Source organism: Aeromonas sp., from assembly GCF_051657805.1.
Lineage (GTDB): Bacteria > Pseudomonadota > Gammaproteobacteria > Enterobacterales > Aeromonadaceae > Aeromonas.
In genome coordinates this window covers 1-16317 of record NZ_JBOFLJ010000055.1, presented here as the reverse complement: position 1 = coordinate 16317, position 16317 = coordinate 1, and the positions used below count along the sequence as shown (strand labels likewise).

Here is a 16317-nt window from a genome sequence, read left to right as displayed (position 1 = left end):
CTAACCCTTTCTTATAAAATAATTAATATTGAACAGATGACCTTTAACAGTATTAATGAATCGATACATTTCTTTCCTCAATCGGGACATTAGGCTACGGCTTCCCTTATTTTCACGATCTGCATATCCAATTTCTGAGGGCAAATCCGTCTGCAACACTATAGGTGGTTCAATACCATAATCGCAGACACGGTGGAGATGTTCACTATCCATATAATCGTCCACCGGCCACCACCATGTTTCTGAATAGCGTAAGAATTTTTCCGCTGCTGTTGGTGATATTACGTACCCATGGCAACAACTGGGCCCTCGCAAATATTTCACCAATGAATAAAACTCCGGATCATTACATTTATCAATGCAATAATAAGCGCCAAATATTGGTTGCTTTTTTAATGGCCCACGTCCCAACCTGATGTACTTATATGTAGACGTTAATGCATCAGCTCTCTCAAAGAATTTCATAAAATTGTCAGATAGATCAATGTCATCCTCTAGGATAAGTATATTCTCCTGCAAAGACACACATTTTTGCCAAAGTGCACGATGGCTAGCAAAACAACCTATTTCACCTGCAGTTAAAGAATGGCCTTTTTCTTTCATTCTACGCTCATTGTCGTAGCCTGTTATTTCAGTAACTCGACCATCTATCGCGGAGAAAAAATCAAACTTCAGCCCCATACCTGACAGCAGTTCACTGACTCTCTGTCTTCGCTCAGTTGAACGAGCCATGTTAACGACATATATTTTCATGATTTATCATTCGCTCCCAAAGAAACGGACATGGCTAGAACTAGAGAAAAAAGAAAGAAGGTGATACCTGAATTATGTGCAAAATAAGCTTGGCTGAGATTGTAATCAATTGAAGTCAAACAGGTTGTCATAAGGACTGTTAGCCCACCAAATATAGGTGATGTGATGGGCATCCTAGCCATCGTCGATCTCACAACAATCATAGGAATAAACAATATTCCCAAGAGGCTGGACAAACCGATAAGACCACGCTTCGCCATATCCTCTAGGTACTGGTTATGAGCATGATAATTAAAGTTATAAATAAAATCGGTTATCTTGCCCGCTTCCAATTGTCGTGTTTGCGATATTCGCAAACCATCGTGTCCCCAGCCAAATATCGGTTTCTCAATAAATGAATCCCACGCACTCTGCCACAATTGGAACCTGATGCCTAATGAGGTGTTACGCTCCGAACCTCCGATGTACTTCACAATATCTGATTGCGCCTCATAGACTCTATTCATCACCCCAGATTGGGGGGTAAAAACGATGCATGAGGCGGCAAGCAAAATAAGCAACAGCCATTTGCTTTCCCTTTTAGAGATAGCACGTCGATAGAAGAATAGAATAGATAACACAACCAGAGGCAGCAGGATCCAGCCGCCACGAGTACCGGATAAAAAACTCCCGGAGAGACCAGCCAGAGTACTCAATAGGTAGAAATATGACCATCTGCTCCTCCCTTTTGCCCTATACCATAAAAAGCCACAAAAACAGAATAGTCCAAGGGACATGCAGATATTTCCTGTTTGAATAGGCATGGTATAAAAAGCAAAAGCACGCTCATAACCTAAATAAAACTTATCATAAATAGCAATACCTGAAGCTATGATCGCTCCAATGCCAAAACCAAACAACAACACCTCAAGCTTTATCTTATGCCGAGCTAATAATGGTAGTGTCAGCATAGCCATCAATGCCCGGCTAGGTCGGTCCAACTGACTTAATTTACTACCATCCAGAACCACTGAAGCCAGAAAAACTAAAAAGTATAACAATAGCAATGCTGCGACAATTTTATATTCCCTAGTGAGACAATCCAAATAATCTCGACGCCAAAAAACAAATAGACTAATAAATGCAAGTAACCCGGGACCGTATGAATATCCGCTTGGTATAGCAACTGCCAATGAACCAAATAAAAAAGCTGCGAGTTGAACCAACCAAGGCAGAAATTCTGCTCGCTTCGTAGGAAGAATTGAAATTACAGCAGACATTTTATTTCCTGAAAACATAATTACCACGGATCTTGCGCCAGAGCCCAAACACGTCAGTGCGGGGGAAGATGGCAATCCGGCGGATCTGAAGCAGGTCCTGATGCATTGCTCTGGGGCCGCTGTTGGTGGCCACAGCATAACGATAACCGGCAGCCGTCACCTGAACTTTCGCACTGTCATTCAGATCCCCGTAAGGGTAAGCAAAGGATACCAGCGAATGACCGAGCAACTGCTCCAGCCTCTGTTTGTTGGCGCAGATCTCATGAGCCTGTTGCTCGGGTGTCAGCTTGCTCAAACGTGGATGGGTCAAGGTATGACCTCCAATCTCGATGTGCTCCGATGCACCCAGCTGGCGGATCTCGTCGCCATTCATCAGGGCCACCGGGGTGTCGGGGTTCGTCGGGTGCGCCACATCCCAACGATTGTGATCTTCACCCGTTACTATGTATACCACGGCTTTGTAACCATATTTTTCAAGCAACGGCAGCATGCGGGTCAGGTTGTCCCGATAGCCGTCGTCGACGGTGATCATCAGGTACTTCTTGCCATATTGCAGGCGGTGGATAAACCCCTTGTCCGCCAGATCCGCGAATGTCAGTGTCTCGTAGCCCAACCATTTCATCAGTTTGAGGTGCTTCTCGAACATGGCGACGGGCAGCCAGGTGCCATGCACCCCCTTCTCGCTCTCGTGCTCGATAAAGCGGTGATACATGATGACCGGCATCTCGCGGCGCAGGGTCTCCACCACGGCATCCTGGTAGACGGACTCCAGCCCGGAGACAACCCCTTGCAGGTCATACTCTTGCAAAATACGTTGGCGCACGGCGTCCGGCACCGCCTTGCTCGCCAGCGCCTCGGCGATCTGCGGCTTCAGGGCGGCGAAGTCGATCGCCAGATCCTGTGGCCCTATGTCGCCAAAGTTGCTGGCAAGGGCCTCGTCCAGATTGTGCTCATCCACCAGCCCGATGGCCTTGGCTTCGCCGATGGCGAAGGCTGGACGACTGCAGAGCAGGGCCTCCATCGCCACCCGACCTGCCCCTATCACCAGATCGCAGCCCGCCAGCAAGGTCGGTACATCGTCCACATAACCGACGAACTCGACCTTCTCTTTGAAGCGGGTGAAACGTTTCGGCACCTGAGTGCCGCTGACGACTAGCACCTGGCAAGCCTCCAGATCCAGTACCTCATCCAGCAGGCGATAACAGAGCTCTCCCTTTGGGCCGCTCAACCGCCCTATGATGGCGATCACCGGCTTGGGATTCTCCGGCGCCGCCACAGGCTGGAACTTGTCGGTCTCAATGCCGTTACGCAGCACCTGTACCTTGGCGGGATCCACCCCCAGATTATCGATGATCTGATGGGCGATGTCCTCACACACCGCCACCGCCCGGTAGCCGAGCGCATGAAATGCCTTGCGAGAAGCATGCACCGGCTGGCGGCCGTGCACTGTGGTGATCATGGGGGTGCAGGTCAACTTGCAGGCCACGTAGCTGCTCCAGCCGGAGGCGCGCGAATGAGCATGCACCAGCTGGATATGGTGCTTCTTGATGAGGTAGACGAGGTAGAACACGTGCCAGAAGCGGCGCAAGATGTTGCGCTTGTTGAAACGCAGCTTGAACACCGGCCCTTGGGTTGGCTTGGTCAGGGTGTCTGAAACATAGAAGACGTTGTGACCACGGCGGGTCAGCTCATTACCCACAGTGGTGGCATAGACCTCAGCGCCCGTCACTTCGAGCTGGGAGAGTGCCATCAATATATTCATGCAGGGTATCCGATCGACGGGCGGCCAGGGCCGCCCGTCAGAGGGGGCTCAAGCCCGGTTTAGCCAGGCCATGTAATCGGCCACGCCTTCGGCCACTGTCTTGAACTCGCCGTCATAGCCGACACCGCGCAAGCGGGTGAGGTCGGCCTGGGTGAAGCTCTGGTAGCGGCCCTTCAGGTGATCCGGGAAGGGGATATATTCAATGGCGCCCTGCTGGTGATGCTTGATCACCGCCTCGGCCACGTTCTGGAACGGCTCGGCACGGCCGGTGCCGCAGTTGAAGATGCCGGAGTGCTGCGGATTCTGCCAGAACCAGAGGTTCACCTTGCAGACGTCGTCCACGTAGATGAAGTCGCGCATCTGGCCGCCGTCCGGGAAGCCGTCACAGCCTTCGAACAGCTTGGGATTCTCCCCCTGCTTCACCTGGGTGTTGAGGTGGAAGGCGACGGAGGCCATGGAACCCTTGTGCTGCTCGCGTGGGCCGTAGACGTTGAAGTACTTGAGGCCCACGACCTGGGAGTCGATCTCCGGCATCAGGCGGCGCACGTACTGATCGAACAGCTGCTTGGAGTAGCCATAGACATTGAGGGGCTGCTCGAACTTGGGATCTTCGATGAAGTTGTCGTTGCGCCCGCCGTAGGTCGCGGCGGAAGAGGCGTAGATGAAGGGGATCTCGCGCTCGATGCAGTAGTGGAACAGGTCCTTGGAGTACTCGTAGTTGACCTCCATGATGAACTTGCCATTCCACTCGGTGGTCGCGGAGCAGGCCCCTTCGTGGAAGATCACTTCGATACCGCCATCCCACTCTTCGAACTCGTCACCGGAGACGATGCGTGCCTGGAACTCATCCTTGTCCATGTAATCGGCGATGGTGAGATCGACCAGGTTGACGAACTTGGTGCCGTCGGTCAGATCGTCGATGACCACCACATCGGTGCGTCCCATGGCATTGAGTTGCTTGACCAGATTGCTGCCGATAAAGCCAGCGCCGCCAGTTACTACGATCATGGAGTTTGCCTCGCATACGTTGATGGCCACGTGTGACTGCCTGTTAAAGCTGTGTATAGTGAGCCAATTTGAAATTGCCGAAAAGTTTATCACGGGCCGCAAGGGGATTCGACCTCGATGACTTTCCCCAGCGGGGGCCCGACAGAGGGATCAGCGATGAAGACAAGAGACAGGATCATTCACAGCGCCACCGAGCTGTTCAACGATCAGGGTGAACGCAACATCACCACCAACCACATTGCCGCCCATCTCGGTATCAGCCCGGGCAACCTGTATTACCACTTTCGCAATAAAGAAGACATCATTCACTCCATCTTCGACCAGTATGCCCGCCACCTGAGCGAGAGCTTCACCCCGGCCCGCAGCAACGAGATCAAGCTGGAAGATCTGATGGGTTACCTGGATGCCATCTTCTATCTGATGTGGCAGTTCCGCTTCTTCTACGCGAATCTACCGGACATTCTGAGTCGCGATGCCCCCCTGCAGCAGAAGTACCTCAAGGCCCAGGAGCAGCTCAGAGCCGCGGTGGATGCCCTGCTCAGGAGCCTGCGCGATGGCGGCATCATAGCCGTCAGCGACGAGGACCTGCCCGACCTCGGCCAGACCATCAAGATGATGGTGACCTGCTGGATCCCCTTCCAGATAGCCCAGGCCCCCGCCACCCGCATCACCAAGCCCTTGTTGTATCAGGGGGTCTTGCGCGTGCTCTTCCTGCTGCGCCCCTATGTGCAACCCCAGGTGGCCGGGCAGATCCGTCAGCTGGAACAGCACTACCACCAGCTGGCCCAACCAGCTGGGTGAGATCTGTTTCACAATTGTTGAATATCAGCACAATAATTTGAATTCGTGGGCAACGGTTGCAGTAAAATGTTGCCCACTCCAGGGTCTGCTGGCGTTTCGTCGCCAAGGCCATCAGGCTCGCGCAGAAAGACCAACCAACCCTGATCACACAGCTAACACAGCGAATGAGGACCGAGGATGTCTAACGGATTCTATCGTCACCTGAGCGAGCAGCTCGAGCAGGTCAAAGCGGAAGGGCTGTACAAGCAGGAACGCATCATCACCTCGGCCCAGCAGGCCCGGATCGCGGTGGGCGGCGAGCAGGTACTGAACTTCTGCGCCAACAACTATCTGGGGCTGGCTAATCATCCAGAGCTCATCAAGGCCGCCCATCAGGGGCTGGATAGCCACGGCTTCGGCATGGCCTCGGTACGCTTCATCTGCGGCACCCAGGATCAGCACAAGGAGCTGGAGCAGAAGCTCTCCGCCTTCCTCGGCACCGAAGACAGCATCCTCTACTCCTCCTGCTTCGATGCCAACGGCGGCTTGTTCGAGACCCTGTTCGGCGCCGAAGACGCCATCATCTCGGATGCCCTGAACCACGCCTCCATCATCGATGGCGTGCGCCTGTGCAAGGCCAAGCGCTATCGCTACGCCAACAACGACATGGCCGAGCTGGAGGCCCAGCTCAAACAGGCCAACGCCGATGGCGCCCGCTTCAAGCTGATCGCCACCGACGGTGTCTTCTCCATGGACGGCGTCATCGCCGATCTGAAATCCATCTGCGATCTGGCGGACAAGTACGACGCCCTGGTCATGGTGGATGACTCCCACGCGGTGGGCTTCATCGGCGAGAACGGCCGCGGCACCCACGAATACTGTGACGTGCTGGACCGGGTCGACATCATCACCGGCACCCTGGGCAAGGCCCTCGGCGGCGCCTCCGGCGGCTACACCTCCGGCAAGAAAGAGGTGATCGACTGGCTGCGTCAGCGCTCCCGCCCCTATCTGTTCTCCAACTCCCTGGCCCCCTCCATCGTCGCCGCCACCATCAAGGTGATCGACATGCTGGCCGAGGGTCACGCCCTGCGCGCCCAATTGAGAGAGAACAGCGATTACTTCCGTACCCGCATGAGCGCCGCCGGCTTCATCCTGGCGGGCGCCGATCACGCCATCATCCCGGTCATGCTGGGGGATGCCAAGCTGGCCGCAGAGATGGCGAGCCGCATGCTGGCCGCCGGCATCTACGTGGTGGGCTTCTCCTTCCCGGTGGTGCCCAAGGGTCAGGCCCGCATCCGCACCCAGATGTCCGCCGCCCACACCCGTGAACAGCTGGACAAGGCCATCGACGCCTTCATCCGCATCGGCCGCGAACTGGGCGTGATCTGAGCCCATGGCTGATTGATTAAAACGGGGGCCAAGGTTGGGCCCCATTTTATTACCCTCTGTCTTCGGCCAAGCGCCCTGAGGAATGTTGTCATGAAAGCACTCTCCAAACTGAAGAAAGAAGTCGGCATCTGGATGACGGACGTCCCGGCCCCGGAGCTCGGCCACAACGATCTGCTGATCAAGATCCGCAAGACCGCCATCTGCGGCACCGACATCCATATCTACAACTGGGACGAATGGTCCCAGAAGACCATCCCTGTTCCCATGGTGGTGGGTCACGAATACGTGGGGGAAGTGGTGGCCGTCGGTCAGGAGGTGCGTGGCTTCGCGGTGGGGGACAGGGTCTCCGGCGAGGGGCACATCACCTGCGGCCACTGCCGCAACTGTCGTGCCGGCCGCACCCACCTGTGCCGCAACACCATAGGCGTCGGCGTCAACCGCCCCGGCTCCTTTGCCGAGTATCTGGTGATCCCGGCCTTCAACGCCTTCAAGCTGCCGGACAACGTGCCCGATGAACTGGCCGCCATCTTCGATCCCTTCGGCAACGCCGTGCACACCGCCCTCTCCTTCGATCTGGTGGGGGAAGACGTGCTCATCACCGGCGCCGGCCCCATCGGCATCATGGCCGCCGCCGTCTGCCGTCATGTGGGCGCCCGTCACGTGGTGATCACCGACGTCAACGAATACCGCCTGGAACTGGCTCGCAAGATGGGGGCCACACGCGCCGTCAACGTGGCCAAGGAGCAGCTCTCCGACGTCATGACCGAACTCGGCATGACCGAAGGCTTCGACGTGGGGCTGGAGATGTCCGGCGTACCCAGCGCCTTCCAGGACATGATCGACAAGATGAACCACGGCGGCAAGATCGCCATGCTCGGCATCCCTCCCGCCACCATGGCCATCGATTGGGGCAAGGTGATCTTCAAGGGACTCTTCATCAAGGGGATCTACGGCCGCGAGATGTTCGAGACCTGGTACAAGATGGCGAGCCTCATCCAGTCAGGGCTGGATCTCTCCCCCATCATCACCCACAACTTCCACATCGACGACTTCCAGCAAGGCTTCGATGCCATGCGCTCCGGTCAGTCCGGCAAGGTGATCCTGAACTGGGATTGATATCCACGGCACACCTTTCTCCTGTTTGACCCAGAAAACCCGGCAAACGCCGGGTTTCTTTTTGTCTGCCCCAAGTCGCCGACCGCTCTTTTTGCCGAAACTTTCTTCACAGATTGCTTAACACTTCACACACAAGCGTTTAATTGGCTGTAACTATTCGGTTATAATCCCGTCGTTTTCTAGGGATAATAAGAACCAGCTGGGAGTGGATGAGCGTGTTGAGAAAACTGAGCTATTTATTGGCTGCCGGCGTTGCGGCCATCAGCCTGTCCGGCGCCGCCTTGGCCGCCGATGATATGTCTCCAGAGGCCATCGCCGAGCGGATCGCACCGGTCGGCCAGGTCTATACCGCCAAGGATCTGGAAGGGATAGCCACGGCCGCCGCCCCTGCGGCAGCCGCGTCGTCCGGTCCCCGCGACGGTGAGACGGTGTTCAAGGGCGCCTGCTTCGCCTGCCACGATACCGGCGCAGCCGGAGCCCCCAAACGGGGTGACAAGGCCGCCTGGGAGCCTCGCATCGCCCAGGGCTTCGATACCCTGCGCAAGCACGCCATCGAGGGCTTCACCGGCAAGACCGGCATGATGCCCCCCAAGGGCACCTGCGCGGCCTGTAGCGATGAAGAGATCGAGAACGCCATCCACTACATGATCGACAAGCTCTAAGTATTTGAAAGGGCTCTATTGCGGCCCTTTCAATCTGTTTACTTCCGGCTAGCCTTGAAGGTACGTTCACTCGGGAGTGTTGCATGTCCGCTCAGCCCACCGCACCACAGGATTCCACGCCCCTGCTGGCGATAGTCTCTTCCATCATGGATTTCCCCGCCCTCGGCGCCGCCTCTTCGGAGGATTATCGCCGTCTGGTGCAGCAGCTCGACTCGCTCTGCCCCCTGCAGCACTTTGCCATGCTGGGGCTGGCCGACGGTGGTGTGCACTGGGTATATGAGTACCGGCTTCCTCAGGATCTCAAGCAGTGGCTGGGACGGGAAGAACCCCGCCTGACCGAGCAGCTCACCCAGCTCGATGAGCAACAAGGCTGGTGCGTGCAGCCCGTGGAGCATGTCGAGGTACAGTGGCTGCTGGCCCGCTCGGTACCCGAGCAGAGCTCAGCCCTGCGTCTGCTGCTGGAATGCCTAGCCAAGCGGCTTCACGAGACCCAGGCCGGCACCCAGTTGGCCGGACAGGCCTCCCCCCTGATGCAGCGGGATCCCAACTGGCAGCAGAAGATAGAGAAAATAAGCCGCATCATGCGCCTGGCCCACAGCCTGCCCCAGCAGGCCCTGCTCTCCCAGCTGGAGGCCGTATTGCGCCAGATGCTGGCCGTGCGGGACATGCTGCTCATCCGCCAGGGCAATCCACGGCTGGAGGCCATCTACCCGGCGCAGCTCTCCCACGAGGCCGACTTCATCGGGGGCCTGTGCCACAGCACCAACGGCGTCGAGCGGTGCGAGCTGGGCATGCACTGGTACAGCCTGCCTCTGCGCCAGCAACAGCAGTATTTCGCGCACCTGATCATCAGCACCCCCCAGCCCCTGGAGGCCGACGATCGGCTGTTCCTCGACTTCCTGCGCCATCAGCTGACCCTGCTGCTGGAGCTGAAGCGCGTCAGACAGCAGCTGGATGACCTCAATTCCGAGGAGTCCATCAACCGGCGGCTGCAGCAGCTGCGCCAGACCAATCTGCGACTGCAGAAGCAGCTCAAGCAACATCAGGAGCTGGAGCGCCGTCTGCAGTTCAACGCCCTGCACGATCCCCTGACCATGCTGCCGAACCGGGCCCTGCTGATGAATCACCTCCATCACGCCATGACCCGTTATCGCCGCTACCGGGCGGCCGGCTTCACCCTGATCTTCCTCGATGTGGATCACTTCAAGCAGATCAACGATGCGCTCGGACACGGCGCCGGGGATCAACTGCTGCAGGAGCTCGGCAAGCGCCTGCAGAGCTGCATCCGGCAAAACGACATGGTGGCCAGGCTCGGGGGGGACGAGTTCGTCATCTATCTGGACAACAGCCAGCAGGAGGAAGATGTCAGCCCCGTGCTGAACCGCCTCGTCGGCCGCGTCGCCCATCCGTTCCGGCTGCAGGGCAACGAACTGACCATCACCGTCAGCCTGGGGGTGGCCAGCGTGTCCGAGCAGATCACCGATGTCAGCGAGCTGCTGCATCAGGCGGATCTCGCCATGTATCAGGCCAAGCGCAACGGCCGCAGCCGCATCGTCAACTACTCGGAGGCCTGCAGGGAGAGCGTGGGTTCACCGGAGGAGCGGCTCGTCAACGCCTTGCGGGAGGGCAGGATAGTGCCCTACTTCCAGCCGGTGATCCGGCTCGAGGACAGCTGCCTGACGGCGCTGGAGGTGATGGCCCGCTGGATCACGGAGGAAGGGGAGCTGAAAGACGCCTTCGACTTCATTCCGCTGGCGGAACAGTGCGGCCTCATCCAGGAGCTGGACCAGCAGATCCTCAGCCGCACCTGCCAGCAGCTCAAGCGCTGGTTGCCGGTGTCGGGCCCCGGCCGCTTCAAGGTGGCCCTCAACCTGTCCGGCAAGCATCTGGCCAACCGGGAGCATATCCTGCAACTGGTCAACATCATGGAAGAAGAGGGGGTCATGCCGAGCTACTTCATCTTCGAGTTCAACGAGCGGGAGCTGTCCAGGCAGAGCGCGGACTCGCTCACCTCCCTGCACGAGCTCAGGGCCAAGGGCATCCAGATCAGCCTGGACGACTTCGGCACCGGTTTTTCCTCCCTCAACGCCCTGTTCCACTTCCCGGTGGACTACATCAAGGTGGATGACAGCTTCACCCACCGCATGCTCAACTCCCCCAAGGATCTCGCGCTGATCCGCGCCATGCGGGACATCTGCCAGGATCTCGACTTCACCCTGGTGGTCGAGGGCATCGAAACTCCCCAGCAGTTGCAGAAGCTGATCGATCTCGGCTGCACCATGGGGCAGGGGCGCCACATCTCTCCTCCCCTGCCGGGAGCCGACATCACCCCCTTGCTGGGCCAGGCTGGCATGGCTTGACGCAGGTTACGGCCGCATCGTGCAGCCAGTCTGAACTCAATCCTTCTTGCCTCAATCCTTTTTAAACAAGGCCCGCAGGTTGGCGACCCCGACCTGCCCCTTCTGCTGGCGCTCCTCGGCGGTCACTACCTTACGGTTCTCCCACTCCAGGTCGTCCTGGGGCAACTCCAGCAGGAAGCGGCTCGGCTCGGGGCGGATGGACTCACCGTACTGGCGCCGCTCCTTGCACAGCGTGAAGGTGAGCTCGGCCTGGGCGCGGGTGATACCCACGTAGGCGAGGCGCCGCTCCTCCTCCACATTGTCCTCGTCGATGCTGGTCTGGTGCGGCAGCAACCCCTCCTCCATGCCCACCATGTAGACGTAGGGAAACTCCAGCCCCTTGGAGGCGTGCAGCGTCATCAGCTGCACCTGATCCGCATCGTCCTCCCCCTCGTTGCGCTCCATCATGTCGCGCAGGGTGAGCCGGGTGACCACCTGAGGCAGGGTCATGGGCTCGTCCAGCTCGTTGCCCTCCAGCATCTCGGTGATCCAGCGGTAAAGGGTGGAGACGTTCTGCATCCGCATCTCCGCCGCCTTGGGGCTCGGCGATGTCTCGTAGAGCCACTCCTCGTAGTGGATCTCCTTGATCATGTCCCGCACCGCCTCCACCGGATTGCCGCGCAGGGCCTGATCCCCGAGCCGCACCAGCCAATTGGTGAAGGCCTGCAGGGCGACGAGGCCGCGGCCAGAGAGGTGCTGCTCCAGCCCCAGCTCGAAGCTGGCGGCAAACAGGCTCTTGCCGCGCTGGTTCGCGTATTCACCGAGCTTCTCCAGGGTGGTGGGGCCTATCTCTCGGCGCGGCAGGTTGACCACCCGCAAAAACGCGGTGTCCTCGTCCGGGTTCACCAGCAGCTTGAGGTAGGCCATGATGTCCTTGATCTCGGTGCGGGAGAAGAAGGAGGTGCCCCCCGAGATGCGGTAGGGGATACGGTTGGTCATCAGCGCCTTCTCGAAGATGCGCGACTGGTGGTTGCCCCGGTAGAGGATGGCGTAGTCCTTGAAGCGGGTGCGATTCATGAACTTGTGGCCCATCAGCTCGGCGGCGATGCGCTCCGCCTCGTGCTCTTCGTTCTTGGCGAACAGCACCTTGACCGGCACCCCGTAGTCGAGCTCGGAGAAGAGCGCCTTGTCATAGACGTGGGGGTTGTTGGCGATCAAGATGTTGGCGCATTTGAGGATGCGCTTCTTGGAGCGGTAGTTCTGCTCCAGCTTGATCAGCTTGAGGCTGGGAAAATCCTCGTTCAACAACACCAGGTTCTGCGGCTTGGCGCCACGCCAGGAGTAGATGGACTGGTCGTCGTCCCCCACCACGGTGAAGCGGGCCCGCTCACCGACGATCTGCTTCACCAGCTCGTACTGGCTGGTGTTGGTGTCCTGATACTCGTCGACCAGCAGGTAGCGGATCTTGTTCTGCCAGCGGGTGCGCACCTCCTCGTTGCTCTTGAGCAGCAGGGTCGGCATCACGATGAGATCGTCGAAATCCAGCGCGTTGTAGGCCACCATCTGGCGGTGATAACGCTCGTAGAGCTGGGCCATCAGCACTTCTTCCGGCCCGCGGGCGATGCGCATGGCGCGGGCCGGCAGGACGAGGTCGTTCTTCCAGTTGGAGATCTGGCTGATGAGGGCGGACAGCTTGTCCTTGTCGTTGTCGAGCTCGGCTTCCGTCAGCTCCTTGAGCAGCGCTAGCTGGTCGGTGTCGTCGAACAGGGAGAAGTTCGCCTTCAGGTTCAGGCTCTTGTGCTCGCGGCGGATGATATCCAACCCCAGGGTGTGGAAGGTGGAGACCATGAGCCCCCGCGCCTCCTTGCGGCCCAGGGTCTGACCGACCCGCGCCTTCATCTCCCGCGCCGCCTTGTTGGTGAAGGTGACCGCGGCTATGTTGCGGGCGCTGTAGCCACACTGCTGCACCAGGTAGGCGATCTTGTTGGTAATGACGCGGGTCTTGCCCGATCCGGCGCCCGCCAGCACCAGGCAAGGGCCGGAGACAAACTTGACCGCTTCGTTCTGATTGGGGTTGAGCTTCATGGGCCGGATCTCTTGGCTTATGATGAGGGGCGGCATTGTAACAGAGATCCCGCAGGCAGCCGAAACCGGACGCGGGACCCCACCACTTCGCCTTGTGTTTGACCGCCAATTTCAGGATCATGGCCGACTTTTCCAGAAGATGACGAGGGGAGCATGAACCAGCAACAGCACGGGAGGCTGCGCAGCCAGTTTCCAGCCTTGGCGCAGAAGGTCAACGGCCACCCCCTGATCTATCTGGACAATGCCGCCACCACCCAGAAACCGCAGCGGGTCCTGGAAGCGATTGCTCGCTACTACAGCACCGACAACGCCAACGTACACCGTGCCGCCCACGCCCTGAGCGGCCGCGCCACCCTCGCCTTCGAATCTGCCCGCGAGACAGTCGCCCGCTTCATCAAGGCCCCCCGCCCGCAGGAGGTGATCTGGACCCGCGGCACCACGGAGGCGATCAACCTGGTGGCCCAGAGCTGGGGCTTGAGCGAGCTGCAGGCGGGGGACGAGATAGTGCTCAGCACCCTGGAGCACCACGCCAATATAGTGCCCTGGCAGCTCGTCGCCCAGCGCACCGGCGCCCTTATCCGCGTCATTCCGCTGGATAAGAACGGCGATCTCGATATGGACGCCTACCTCGGGTTACTGGGCACCCGCACCCGGCTGGTGAGCGTCGCCCACGTCTCCAACGCGCTGGGCACCGTCAATCCGGTCAAGGAGATAGTGGCGGCCGCCAAGGCGGTGGGGGCCCTGACCCTGATCGATGGCGCCCAGGCGGTGGCTCATCTCGAGGTGGATGTGCAGGCCATCGGCTGCGACTTCTACGCCTTCTCCGGCCACAAGCTCTACGGCCCGACCGGGATCGGCGTGCTCTGGGGCCGCACCGAATTGCTGGAGCGCATGCCCCCCTGGCAGGCGGGTGGCGAGATGATCGACAGGGTCAGCTTTGCCGGCACCACCTTCAACGTCCTGCCATTCAAATTCGAGGCGGGCACCCCTCACATCGCCGGCGCCATCGGCCTCGCCAGCGCCATCGACTTCATCACGGATCTGGACAAGGCCGAACTGGTCCGCCACGAAGCGGCTCTCACCGACTATCTGGTGGCAGGACTGCGGCAGGTACCTGGCCTGCGCCTCATCGGTGAACCCAGGCAGCGCGCCGGCGCCGTCTCCTTCCTCCTGGACGATATCCATCCGCAGGATGCCGCCACCCTGCTCGACATGCAGGGCATAGCGCTGCGAGTCGGCCACCACTGCGCCATGCCGCTGATGGAGAGCCTTGGGATCGGCGGCACCATGCGCGCCTCGCTGGCCTGTTACAACGATCGGGATGACGTGGATGCCCTGCTGGCAGCCCTGCACAAGTTAAGCGACTTCTTCTAAGGGGTGATCGACATGAACGAACTCACAACCTATACCCCCATTGGCCGGGAGCCCGATGAGCATGCCATCCGCCAGCAGTTTACGGCAGCCAAGGGTTGGGAAAATCAGTACCGGCTCATCATCCAGCTCGGCAAGTTGTTGCCCGCCCTACCCACCGAGTGGCAGCAGGAAGAGTTTCGTCTCAAGGGATGCGAGAGCCAAGCCTGGCTGAAGGGGGAGCAGAGTGAGGATGGCCGCTGGCACTTCGCCTGCGACTCCGATGCCCGCATCGTACGCGGCCTGATCGTCATCGTGCTGGCAGCACTCAATCACCGGAGTACAGAGGCGATTCAGGCGTTCGACGTGGACGGCTATTTCGCCGAGCTGGGGCTGGAGAAACACCTGAGCCCGTCGCGGGGCAACGGCCTCAGAGCCATAGTGCAAGGCATAGTGGCGCTGGCGACGGCCTGACACCTAACTTCGCAGTAACCAAAAGGAGCGCCCCAGGGCGCTCTTTTTGTTGATGCATTGTCTGAAAATCTACTCGGCGGACTTCTCGGCCCGGGCGCCCCGCTCGGCGATCTTCTTCAACACGCGGGAAGCAGCCACCAGGCCAAACGTCGCCGTTACCGGCGTGACGGCGCCGAAGCCGGAGGCGCAATCCATCTTCATGTTGCCGTCACTGGCCGCCTTGGCCTGACAGGTGCCGCCATTACCGTCCGGGTAACTCAGCTGTTCGGTGGAGAAGACGCACTCCACCCCGAACTTGCGGGCCGGATTCTTGCTGAAGTTATGCAGACGGCGCAGGTCAGAGCGAACCTTGGCAGCAAGCGGATCCTGAATGGTCTTGGCAAGATCGGCGACTGTGATCTGGGTCGGGTCCATCTGCCCGCCGGCACCGCCCGCCACTATCACGGGGATCTTGTTGCGCTTGCAGAAGGCGATCAACGCCACCTTGGCCTTGACCGAGTCGATGGCATCCACCACATAGTCGAACTCTTTCTTGATGTGCTCGGCAAGGTTATCGGCGGTGACGAAGTCATCCACCTCGATCACGGCACAATCCGGGTTGATGGCACGGATGCGCTCCGCCATCACCTCGGTCTTGAGGCGACCCACGGTGCCTTGCATGGCGTGGATCTGGCGATTGGTGTTGGTGATGCAGATGTCATCCATGTCGATCAGGGTGATCTGGTTGATACCGGCACGGGCCAGTGCCTCCGCCGCCCAAGAGCCCACGCCGCCGATGCCCACCACGCAGACTCTCGCCTGACTGAAGGAGCTAAGCGCACTCTGCCCATAAAGACGGGCAATGCCCCCGAATCGCTGTAGATATTCTGCTTTCATACCACCACCTTGCTTGAGGGCGGCCATTATAACGGCAACGGCAGCCCGCGACATCATCAGATAGGATAAAGCGGGTAAGGGAGAAGGGGGCAAGGTGCTGAGTCGTCAGACAGCACAAATAAAAAAAGCCCAGTCGTTAGACTGGGCTTCTTGTTAGTGGCGGAGCGGACGGGACTCGAACCCGCGACCCCCGGCGTGACAGGCCGGTATTCTAACCGACTGAACTACCGCTCCGCTGTCTGGTTAGCTTTTTGCTAAATTGTCTGCCGTTTCAACGAGGTGTCATCCTCTCGGCCAACGTCGTGATGTGCACGGCGCTGTTTAATTGGGTGCCTGGCAGTGTCCTACTCTCGCATGGCGAATGCCACACTACCATCGGCGCTACCGCGTTTCACTTCTGAGTTCGGCATGGGATCAGGTGGTTCCACGGCGCTATGGCCGCCAGGCAAAAAACTTCAATCTCG

General features: G+C 58.9%; 13 protein-coding genes, 1 tRNA gene and 1 rRNA gene. 7 read left to right on the top strand and 8 right to left on the bottom strand.

Translation table 11 applies throughout. The annotated features are described in order from the left end of the window. From ACRCYW_RS16180 to rfaD, 4 genes are read right to left on the bottom strand one after another with little or no spacing between them, the layout of a single operon-like run. Positions 1 to 753 carry a glycosyltransferase family 25 protein gene (locus ACRCYW_RS16180; RefSeq protein ID WP_438551066.1) on the bottom strand — a complete coding sequence of 251 codons (753 nt, stop codon included), beginning with the start codon at positions 751 to 753 and terminating at the stop codon, positions 1 to 3. Then, a complete protein-coding gene (locus ACRCYW_RS16175; RefSeq protein ID WP_438551065.1) occupies positions 750 to 2012 on the bottom strand; it encodes an O-antigen ligase family protein in 1263 nt (420 codons plus the stop codon). Before ACRCYW_RS16175 ends, ACRCYW_RS16180 begins: the two co-directional genes overlap by 4 nt. 1 nt (position 2013) lies before the next feature. Then, a complete protein-coding gene (locus ACRCYW_RS16170; protein WP_438551064.1) occupies positions 2014 to 3774 on the bottom strand; it encodes a polysaccharide deacetylase family protein in 1761 nt (586 codons plus the stop codon). A 48-nt stretch (positions 3775 to 3822) separates the two neighbouring features. After that, the gene (gene rfaD / locus ACRCYW_RS16165) at positions 3823 to 4782 is read right to left on the bottom strand and encodes an ADP-glyceromanno-heptose 6-epimerase (protein WP_349920396.1); all 960 of its coding nucleotides are present in this window, start codon (positions 4780 to 4782) and stop codon (positions 3823 to 3825) included. 156 nt (positions 4783 to 4938) lie between these two features. On the opposite strand from rfaD, the gene ACRCYW_RS16160 reads away from it, so the two are divergent. The 5 genes from ACRCYW_RS16160 (at position 4939) to ACRCYW_RS16140 (ending at position 11089) form a co-directional block, all read left to right on the top strand. Beyond that, on the top strand, positions 4939 to 5583 hold the full coding sequence (locus tag ACRCYW_RS16160; RefSeq protein ID WP_438551063.1) for a TetR/AcrR family transcriptional regulator: 645 nt from the start codon (positions 4939 to 4941) through the stop codon (positions 5581 to 5583). A gap of 177 nt (positions 5584 to 5760) precedes the next feature. Continuing rightward, positions 5761 to 6951 carry a glycine C-acetyltransferase gene (locus ACRCYW_RS16155; protein ID WP_438551062.1) on the top strand — a complete coding sequence of 397 codons (1191 nt, stop codon included), beginning with the start codon at positions 5761 to 5763 and terminating at the stop codon, positions 6949 to 6951. Between the two features lie 90 nt (positions 6952 to 7041). Further along, positions 7042 to 8067 carry an L-threonine 3-dehydrogenase gene (gene tdh, locus ACRCYW_RS16150; RefSeq protein ID WP_438551061.1) on the top strand — a complete coding sequence of 342 codons (1026 nt, stop codon included), beginning with the start codon at positions 7042 to 7044 and terminating at the stop codon, positions 8065 to 8067. 209 nt (positions 8068 to 8276) lie between these two features. Further along, on the top strand, positions 8277 to 8729 hold the full coding sequence (locus ACRCYW_RS16145; protein ID WP_438551060.1) for a c-type cytochrome: 453 nt from the start codon (positions 8277 to 8279) through the stop codon (positions 8727 to 8729). An 83-nt stretch (positions 8730 to 8812) separates the two neighbouring features. After that, positions 8813 to 11089, top strand: a complete 2277-nt coding sequence (locus ACRCYW_RS16140) for a putative bifunctional diguanylate cyclase/phosphodiesterase (RefSeq protein ID WP_438551059.1) — start codon at positions 8813 to 8815, stop codon at positions 11087 to 11089. Positions 11090 to 11140: 51 nt separating this feature from the next. Here ACRCYW_RS16140 and rep read toward each other — a convergent pair whose 3' ends face one another. Continuing rightward, on the bottom strand, positions 11141 to 13153 hold the full coding sequence (gene rep, locus ACRCYW_RS16135; RefSeq protein ID WP_438551058.1) for a DNA helicase Rep: 2013 nt from the start codon (positions 13151 to 13153) through the stop codon (positions 11141 to 11143). Between the two features lie 153 nt (positions 13154 to 13306). Between rep and ACRCYW_RS16130 the strand changes: the two genes are divergently transcribed. Together ACRCYW_RS16130 and ACRCYW_RS16125 are read left to right on the top strand one after the other, a co-directional pair. Beyond that, on the top strand, positions 13307 to 14527 hold the full coding sequence (locus ACRCYW_RS16130) for an aminotransferase class V-fold PLP-dependent enzyme (RefSeq protein WP_438551057.1): 1221 nt from the start codon (positions 13307 to 13309) through the stop codon (positions 14525 to 14527). Positions 14528 to 14539: 12 nt separating this feature from the next. Next, entirely contained in the window at positions 14540 to 14977 is a 438-nt protein-coding gene (locus ACRCYW_RS16125; RefSeq protein WP_438551056.1) for a SufE family protein, read from the top strand. Positions 14978 to 15046: 69 nt separating this feature from the next. Here ACRCYW_RS16125 and tcdA read toward each other — a convergent pair whose 3' ends face one another. The 3 genes from tcdA to rrf all read right to left on the bottom strand — a co-directional run bounded on the left by tcdA (position 15047) and on the right by rrf (position 16299). After that, positions 15047 to 15853, bottom strand: a complete 807-nt coding sequence (tcdA, locus tag ACRCYW_RS16120; RefSeq protein ID WP_438551055.1) for a tRNA cyclic N6-threonylcarbamoyladenosine(37) synthase TcdA — start codon at positions 15851 to 15853, stop codon at positions 15047 to 15049. 157 nt (positions 15854 to 16010) lie between these two features. Continuing rightward, positions 16011 to 16087: transfer RNA gene (locus tag ACRCYW_RS16115), tRNA-Asp, on the bottom strand. Positions 16088 to 16184: 97 nt separating this feature from the next. After that, positions 16185 to 16299 (bottom strand): 5S ribosomal RNA (gene rrf, locus ACRCYW_RS16110). Between the last annotated feature and the right edge of the window lie 18 nt (positions 16300 to 16317).